Here is a 5,811-nt window from a genome sequence, read left to right as displayed (position 1 = left end):
TCCTCCCATCCGAAACAATCCGCAACAGGCCCCCACCGGATGACAGGCAGACCGATACTTGTATCAGGGGCAGGGGTTGGCATAGTGCTACAAATAGGGTCGGTTACAGGGGTAGGGGCAGGGGTTGCCGTAGGCCCCTGTATAGGATTAACCGAAACGTGAAAGACACAATCAGAAGTCCAAGAAGTATAAGACTGGATACCAAGCCCACCTTGAAAACCAATATCCTGATAATTGCCACTAGGATTAGGATAATACAACGATTGACCAACTACACTTGTGCCCGTTTCACAACTATTGGTATCATCACAAGCCCGCCAGATGTCAGTATCTTGACCAATCCCTGAAAGATCAAGAATTGTAAAAGCATCCCAATCTGTAGCATTTTCACGCACACCAGTATGAGTGCAATTGAATTCATAATAAATTGTTTGGGGTTGTATATCACAATTGCCGGAGACGCATTGAGCATCAAATTTTATATAAGCGGTAGATTGCTCATTAGAGCCCGTTAGTGTAATATCCGTGCCAGTCGTACCCAGACAATCAGCATCTGTGTTTGTATCTGAACAGGCCAGAATATAGCCCGCCCCGTTAGGGGTTGGGGTAACAGAAGGGGAAGGGGTTACAGATGGAACAGGGGTAGAAGTAGACCCCCAGTCGAAGGTTGGGGAAGGTTCCCAGGTTGCAAGGCAATCACTACAACGCATCCACCAACCCATGCCAGGGGTAACCGTCAAATATCCAGCAGGGGGTACAGCAGGACAAACCCCGCTATAGGTTGGGATAGGTGTACTGGTAACTATCAAAGGTTCCCAGGTTGGGGTTGGGGTTGACTCTTGCGCCATAGCAGGCAGAACAACCACACCACAAGCCCACAGGGTAAGAACAAATACAAGGATAAAACGAGTATATCTCTTATAATTTTGCACAATTTCAGCTCCTAAACTGTGAGAGAACCTGAGAGACCAAGTACAGGCCAACAACTAACCATATCTCATCAGAACTTGAAACCTGAGTTAGAGCCAGAGCCCCGACAATTGACGCACCCAGAGCCCGACTATTTAGAGCCGCACCCAACATCAAACCCGCAAACGCACCCACCAAGGTTAAGTCAGGCATGAGATCAACTCTTGTTAAAGAAATGGTTATAGAACCACAGAGCCACAGCACCCACAACGACCAAGCGAATACCATCATACAGGCCGAAATTATTCATAAAGTCTATGACGTCAGACCACATATCAACCGCCTTTCCTTGATTTTAGACCTGCGAGAAACCGCCCCAATTCATAGCCCAGAACAAAGAACAGAGCCACATAAAAGACCAAGACGCCAACGCCTTGCGCTTGCATTACACCGCACCCTTGCCGAACTTAGACCGCAACCACGCAAAAAGACGCCCCCAACGAGAGCGCCCCACAGCCGCCAAGACCACAAAGACCAAAAAGAGTATAAAAGTAAGATCATCCACGGAGTTTACTCCTGCCTGAATAGCCTATCCCAGACCCAAAAAGCCACACCAACAGCCACCGCAACACGCACCCACGGCATTAGGCCAGAACTCACGAAGAAATCTACTATGCCCTGTTCCATGCTACCGCCGAATTCGCCGCCAGAGAACAGGAACAGCCCACACCATGAAGATTAAAAATGTAACCATCGTAGCAATACCGATGGGCCCGTAAAGGTTCATTAACACATTCAAAATGCCCGCCATGTCGAGAGTAGGCCCCGGCGGTATAGGTGGGCCCCCACCCAGAACAAAGTCAAACATAGAGCCTCGCAACAGTCCGGCGGGTATTGACCACGTGCCCGCCGCACCTATAGCCCTCATGGTAGGGTTAAACCGCCGAGATCAGGATTAGCGGCGGATACGCTTCCACAGCAGGGGTGCGAAGAACAACACAGCGCCCAGGATGATACCAGCGGTCAGGCCGAGATCATCAATCACAGACAAAATGCCAACCATGTCGAGAGTCATGCTTTTTTATCCTCCTTTCCCTTAAGATCGAAAACGCCGCCAGGTTATACCTGCCAGCGATACCACAAACGAAAAGACGCCAATCAAGGCAATGACGCCATACGAGCCCAGGAACTGAGAAAGGTTATACCAGACCAATTCCCAAGGCAACATATTAGCCGCCCAACTTCTTACCCTTGATGTCAACCACCCGCAAATCCAGGTTATACCCCTTCATTGCCGCTTTGACATCAAGCACCAATTCATAATTGACGCCGGGAACGAGCTCAGAATGGAGATCGGAAACGAGCGGCAGGCGTACCGCTTCGCCCTTTTCGAGATCGTACAACTTCATAACCTCGAAAGCGGCAAAATCCTTGCCCGCCTTGGGTTGAATGAGATCAACCCCACCATAAACAGCCTTGATGTGAACTTGCATAAATCCTCCGTCGCTCATTATTTATAGTAATCAGAACCTATGAGCCAGGAAACTGATATCCCAGGAACACCCCAGAACTACCAAATTTTAATGCAAAGTCCAAGGAACTGTCAAGGGGGAAAGTATCATAAAGGAGAAAAGTTAGCCCCGTATTACTCACGGGGCATCTTCCCAATCGAGCAGCTTGCCAGCAGGCAAACCACCAAAAGAAAGACCAAAAGACACTATTATATAGAAGAAAGAACAGGCGTAAGAAATAGGTTTTTTTTGTCCTTCCGAAAAAACAATGTTTTTTCGGAAGGGGGTACAATCCTGGCTGTTTGCGCTTAGTATTGCAAGCGTCAAGGGTGACAGTCAGGCCAGGAAGAATACAAAGGAACTAGCAACAGACAAGACTAATCGGCAGGGTTTGACGTGTAGTCACCCTTGACCCTTGCCCCCTATGCCTGAGATTAAATCCAATATCGTGTAATTAGCCCAGCTTGCCCAGAGCCATCATAGCGGTATACTTTTTTAGACGCTCAGGGGTAACACATGACGAAAGCCAGAATTTTAGATCAAAGTCTACCCCTTCCGCTTCGCACATGGCAATAATTGCAGGGGCGACTTGCCGCTTAATCCATGACTGAATACGATCAAGCGAGACCCGACGAGCCGAATATATTTTAATGCCGGCAGGAACAACGTCAGTGAGCCAAACCTCCCATGGCCGCCAATCAGGGAAAGTCAAATAATCCAGCAGTACAGAACAAGCACCACGCCCCCATTCAGAGAACGGCTTAATAATAATGTCCCAGACAGTATTATTAGCCCATTCAGCCCTCATCTCGAGCTCGAGACGTGTAAACCCATGGAGATCATAAACACGAACAATCCTATCTCGTTTTTTTAGTGAGCCAATATATACTGTTTGCGTGCCCTCTTGACCCATCTCATTAATTTCATGTGGTGCTGAGATCATACGGAATGACGATTTTTTAGCCCAGGTTTTAACGTCACCCAACATCAAACGCCCCCAGACATCGGAGACGGTAAAAGGAACATCATCAAAAGCCCAATCTACCCTATTGCAACGGATTTTCACGCCGCCAGCTTGCAACTCCGCAACAGACCGGAAGACATCAGGGGTTAAGCACTTGCATGCAGTGCCTTTTAGCTCAATTGTGAAATAATTACGCCCGTATTCCTTGCTATCCACAGTCGGCCGGATGGAGACCGTAGCGCCAGACGCCGAATAGTACATTTCACGGTAGCCCGCTGAACCATGGCCGGATGGGGTTAATTCGCCTAAGTGCTCAGAGAACAGGTAGCGGTAAAATGCAAGCCCCTCATGAGATGGGAGATCGAAAACCGTAAACTTGAAGTAATCTAGACGAATATTCATATTCCCTCACATATCGCAGAGTAAGCAACCGGAAGAACTAGCCCCAGACGCCAACAAAAGATCATTACATAATTCCCTGGCAATATTGACCGATTTCAATTCAGGAAATATAACCCCCTCTAATACTTTCAAATCGTCAGATTTTAGCCACTCACATATTTCAGCTATATACTGCCTTGCTGTTTGCTCATCCATGTTAAACCTCCGTTTTATGGTGCTGGATAGGGTACAGATTGACGATCAACATCAAGACCACGAAGAACCCCAGGGAGATAGACGACCCACGCAGACCGCACAGGGGGAAAATACAAAAACCGCTCAGGGGTAGGGGTTGGATAAGGGGTATAAGTAGGGTAAGGGGTTGCAGTAGGGTAAGGGGTTGCAGTGATGACCCAAACACCCCCGCCAGAGCCAGGACCAACAGGCCGAGACGTTGAAGAAGGGGCAGGGGTACGAGTAGGGGAAGGGAAAGGGGTTGCAGTGTATTTTATTGCCCTGGTAGGGGTTGGAGATCCACGAACAGGGGTATAAGTAGGGTAAGGGGTAGAAGTATTTGCAATAATACTAGTAAGCTGCAGGACCGAAAATTCAGGTATTATTGCATTTTCAGGGGTAGGGGTTGCATCAATAATCATAAGTGAGCCGAATGAACCTATAGGCCGACTTTGTAAACCGATATTTATTCTAGGGGTAGGGGTTGGTACTTGCGCTCGTGGCAGAATACCCGCAATAGGCAACAAGCCCCGAATAGCCAAATAAATTAGATAAACAAGAAAGCCAGCAATAGAAAGGCTTGTAAGGGTCGCCCTATTACCTACGGTTTTTTCTGCGAGATAAGGCCGCCATGTCAGCAACAACGGCGGATAAATCCGAAACACTGTCGCTAAATGAATCACCAATGCCGGAAAGCGACGACCCCCCGCCAAAATCCACCGCTGATATGCTGTTAATACTTTGTCGCTGTGAGAACGTGTCGCGCCCGTGGAACTTCTCGAAGTCCTTTTCGCGCTGGATAAGGTACTCAGTAATCTCTTGAGCCCCCGCCCCAGGGTCATTACGAGAGTAAACACCGTAGATTTCAGACGGAAACAACCAAGCGAAATGACCCTTTTCATGCTCACCCTCCAAAGCCCAACGATAGACCACGCAAGGAACGCCAAACCCGAACATAGACCACGCATATTTAATAGACAACCTGCGAGCCATTGGCGCAGGGGGAAGAACAGACGTAATCAACAAGACTAAATCCATCTTACCAGGGTAAGATACAACGGCATCCAGAAACGCAGACGTTTTGACATACCGCCCGCCCTCATCCAGAATGACAACCGCTTTTAAATGCCCATCTTTATTCAAATGAACCGTTTCAAGATCATCAGCCCAAGCACAGCGAAAATTACAAACGAGACGATACCCCTTCTTTAAGTAATCCTCTGCTATTTTCAAACTAACGCTTGTTTTATGACCGCCAACACGCCCGCCAATCCAAGCGACCCGATACATATTGATATATTCCGTGATGACGTCAGACGACAGAAGGGGCATTATAGGAAACTTTCAACCAACGTCTTAACGCTGAAGAAAATAAAGAACAGCGCCAGCGCATTAGCAACCGCCATATTTATTGGGATTTCAAGATACATAGATATCCTCCGTGTAAGATAGCGACCCTTGCGCCCTTTCCTCACGTCAGGCCGCAAGGGTCGCAAGTTTATACGTGCTATTACGTGCGCCAGAATGTCCGCAAACACCAAGACGCAACAATCAGCGCCAATAACACGTCTAGATCAATGTCAACACCAAAGAGAGAGAGAGCCCCGATCACCATGGGCCGGAAACAGATTTGCACCTGTGGAATACCTACAATGCCATCATTAGGGAGACCCTCAAAAACGGCAGATAAATCTATTGTAATTTCCTCCCATCCGAAACAATCCGCAACAGGCCCCCACCGGATGACAGGCAGACCGATACTTGTATCAGGGGCAGGGGTTGGCATAGTGCTACAAATAGGGTCGGTTACAG

The 5,811-nt window shown here is 48.1% G+C and carries 5 protein-coding genes; 1 reads left to right on the top strand and 4 read right to left on the bottom strand.

Translation table 11 applies throughout. The annotated features are described in order from the left end of the window. Positions 1-2,138: 2,138 nt before the first annotated feature. The 4 genes from HWQ67_RS11825 to HWQ67_RS11810 all read right to left on the bottom strand — a co-directional run bounded on the left by HWQ67_RS11825 (position 2,139) and on the right by HWQ67_RS11810 (position 5,232). Entirely contained in the window at positions 2,139-2,402 is a 264-nt protein-coding gene (locus tag HWQ67_RS11825) for a hypothetical protein (protein WP_218252897.1), read from the bottom strand. Positions 2,403-2,874: 472 nt separating this feature from the next. Further along, positions 2,875-3,786 carry a replication initiation factor domain-containing protein gene (locus HWQ67_RS11820; protein WP_218252896.1) on the bottom strand — a complete coding sequence of 304 codons (912 nt, stop codon included), beginning with the start codon at positions 3,784-3,786 and terminating at the stop codon, positions 2,875-2,877. 6 nt (positions 3,787-3,792) lie between these two features. Next, positions 3,793-3,981, bottom strand: coding sequence for a hypothetical protein (locus HWQ67_RS11815; RefSeq protein WP_218252895.1), 189 nt, complete (start codon positions 3,979-3,981; stop codon positions 3,793-3,795). A 615-nt stretch (positions 3,982-4,596) separates the two neighbouring features. Continuing rightward, on the bottom strand, positions 4,597-5,232 hold the full coding sequence (locus HWQ67_RS11810; protein ID WP_218252894.1) for a hypothetical protein: 636 nt from the start codon (positions 5,230-5,232) through the stop codon (positions 4,597-4,599). A gap of 15 nt (positions 5,233-5,247) precedes the next feature. Here HWQ67_RS11810 and HWQ67_RS11805 point away from each other — a divergent pair, with 15 nt between their 5' ends. After that, positions 5,248-5,451, top strand: coding sequence for a hypothetical protein (locus tag HWQ67_RS11805; protein WP_218252893.1), 204 nt, complete (start codon positions 5,248-5,250; stop codon positions 5,449-5,451). Positions 5,452-5,811: the final 360 nt, after the last annotated feature.

The organism is Candidatus Magnetobacterium casense, from assembly GCF_019173545.1.
Classification (GTDB): Bacteria; Nitrospirota; Thermodesulfovibrionia; order Thermodesulfovibrionales; family Magnetobacteriaceae; genus Magnetobacterium; species Magnetobacterium cryptolimnobacter.
The sequence above is the reverse complement of the archived record's forward strand: the minus strand, read 5'-3'. Positions and strand labels throughout refer to the sequence as shown.